Genomic DNA, 2621 nt, shown 5'->3' with positions numbered 1-2621 from the left:
AAATGGGTAATGTACAAGTTGCTGTAGAAGCATGTTTAATTCGTCTAATCACAGATACTTTATAAAGTATTTTAATACTTTTTTGAATCCGTCAATGCGTAAGTCCTATATAAATAGATATTGGCATGAAGCCGCCAAATTTTTCATTAAAATTGTTGGACAAAATTTTGGCGATTGTGACTCTGCCACTGGCAGATTAGCCTGAATTCAGCATTAAAATCAATTTAAACCGCATAATTTTATTGATGAAATTAAAATTATTTTATTGAACAAGTCACATCCCAGCATCTGTTTGCTCAAGACAGGATGATTGGTCTAGTTTTTATTAAGTATTAAACAGGACTTCATCAGAGAGCTTTCAGCACTAGAGAGTGAGGTCATTTCATTAAAATGCCAGATAGATGGCAACTTAAGGTTCATCTATATAAAAGATTTTAAAAAGAAAGGTCTGGGCAAAGTTTTCTTTTGTCCCAGACCTGTTCAGTATTGAAGACAATCAAATCGTCAACGGTTTAATCGTCTTGCTGATTTTGTATTAATCAAGATTTTTCGATGCTTTGACCTGTTGCTGAATCAACATGCCGCCCGTTTGACGCTGCCAAAGCTGGGCATAGATGCCATTCAATGCTACCAGTTCATCATGCGTGCCTTGTTCGGCAATTCGACCCTGATCCAGCACAATCAGACGATCCATCTGGGCAATGGTAGACAGGCGATGAGCAATGGCAATCACAGTTTTACCCTGCATCAAGTCGTCCAGACTGTTTTGAATAGCGGCTTCGACTTCAGAATCCAGCGCACTGGTGGCTTCATCCAGAATTAGAATTGGAGCATCTTTCAGGAATACACGTGCAATTGCAATTCGCTGACGCTGTCCGCCGGAAAGTTTCACGCCACGTTCACCGACATAGGCTTCATAGCCTTTTTTGCCACGCAAATCCGTCAGATTAGGAATAAATTCTTCTGCTTTGGCTTTACGCACAGCTTCAAACATTTCTTCATCAGTCGCATCTGGACGACCATATTTAATGTTTTCCGCGACAGTGCGATGTAGCAGTGAAGTATCTTGAGTCACTAATGCAATATTCTTGCGCAAACTGTCCTGAGTCACATCGTCAATATCCTGACCATCAATCAAGATACGACCCTGGTTAATATGATAAAAATGCAGCAACAGTTGAATCAGGGTAGATTTCCCTGCACCTGAACGGCCGACAATACCAATTTTTTCACCTGGGCGAATGGTCAGATTAAACTGATCAATCACGTTTTTATCATTATAGGCAAAGCTGACATTTTCGAATTTAATTTCACCATGATTGAGCTGTAGCTCTTTGGCACCCGGTTTATCTTCAATGGCAATTTTGCGGCCTAAAGTTTTCATACCATCCTGAATGGTACCGACATTTTCAAACAGGGCTGAGGTCTGCCACATCATAAATTCGGCAATACTGTTCAGTTTCAGTACCATTGCCGTGGTTGCTGCAATAATGCCTAGCTCGGCCTGACCTTCCATCCACAGCCAGATCGCGGTACCCAGTACGCCACCGTACAACACCACACTTAAGAGCAAGATGCTGATTTCGTATTGCGCACCCAGACGCATCTGTTTATATACCGTTACCATAAATTCCTGCATTGAGGTCTTGGCATACTGACTTTCACGGCCGGCATGAGCAAACAGCTTCACGGTCTGAATATTGGTATAGGCATCCGTAATACGCCCGGTCATGACGGCACGGGCATCCGCTTGAGCATTGGAAATTTTGCTCAAACGTGGAATGAAATAACACGCTGCACAGATAAACAAGGCTAGCCAGACCATCAATGGAATGATCAGCAAGGGTGAAATTGCACCCAAAACAATATTGATGGTGATGAAATAAATCAGCACATACGCCAGCATGTCACCCAGAATGACCCAGAATTCGCGTACTGCCAGAGCGGTTTGCATAACTTTGGCCGATAATCGTCCGGCAAAATCATTGTGGAAAAAATCCAGGCTTTGTTTCATGAGCAGATTATGAAAGCGCCAGCGTAAACGCATCGGGAAATTGCTATACAAAATCTGATGCTTAATTAGGGATTGGGCGCTAGCGAAAAAAATATTGGCCAGAAGAACAATACTCAGTAAGGTTAAATTGCTAGCATGCTGTTCCAGAAAAGTATCGGGCTGGCTTTTACTGAGCCAGTTCACCAGCTCACCAATTTTTGAATACAGAAAAGCTTCGAAGCTGGCAGCACCGGCAGTACACAGTACCAGAATCAGCAAATAACGGCGGACTCCATAGGCTGCCTGCCAGACAAATGGAAAAAACTTGGTCGGTAAAGGTTGGTTCAGATTTTTGGTGGGATAGGGGTCAACCAGTCTTTCAAGCCATCGAAACATTATCGTACTCTTATCATGCATTTTGCTTTTCGGGAATTATAAAGGATTCTGTTTTTTTAAGCCCGTAATTGGGTGAAATTGCCACAAAATGATTCACTCAATTAAAACTTAGATTAGGGTATGTTGACACTTTTAGCTTAAAAAAATAGCGAAGTAGTAAAATCAAATCGCCAAACCCAATTTTACTATTCGCTATGCCTCGTACCATGCTGACAGATCAACACTGGCAAAA

1 protein-coding gene is annotated in these 2621 nt (G+C 41.9%); it reads right to left on the bottom strand.

Annotated features, from left to right (window positions below; genetic code table 11):
* Window positions 1–535: 535 nt before the first annotated feature.
* A complete protein-coding gene (locus tag WFH18_RS17210; protein WP_005251949.1) occupies window positions 536–2389 on the bottom strand; it encodes an ABC transporter ATP-binding protein in 1854 nt (617 codons plus the stop codon).
* Window positions 2390–2621 lie beyond the last annotated feature (232 nt).

This window comes from Acinetobacter sp. USHLN143, assembly GCF_037145695.1.
GTDB lineage: Bacteria > Pseudomonadota > Gammaproteobacteria > Pseudomonadales > Moraxellaceae > Acinetobacter > Acinetobacter fasciculus.
The sequence above is the reverse complement of the archived record's forward strand: the minus strand, read 5'-3'. Positions and strand labels throughout refer to the sequence as shown.

Excerpts from the sequence above, each read along its gene's own strand:
- WFH18_RS17210 (WP_005251949.1), bottom strand. The coding sequence starts at position 2,389 with ATGTTTCGATGGCTTGAAAGACTGGTTGACCCCTATCCCACCAAAAAT.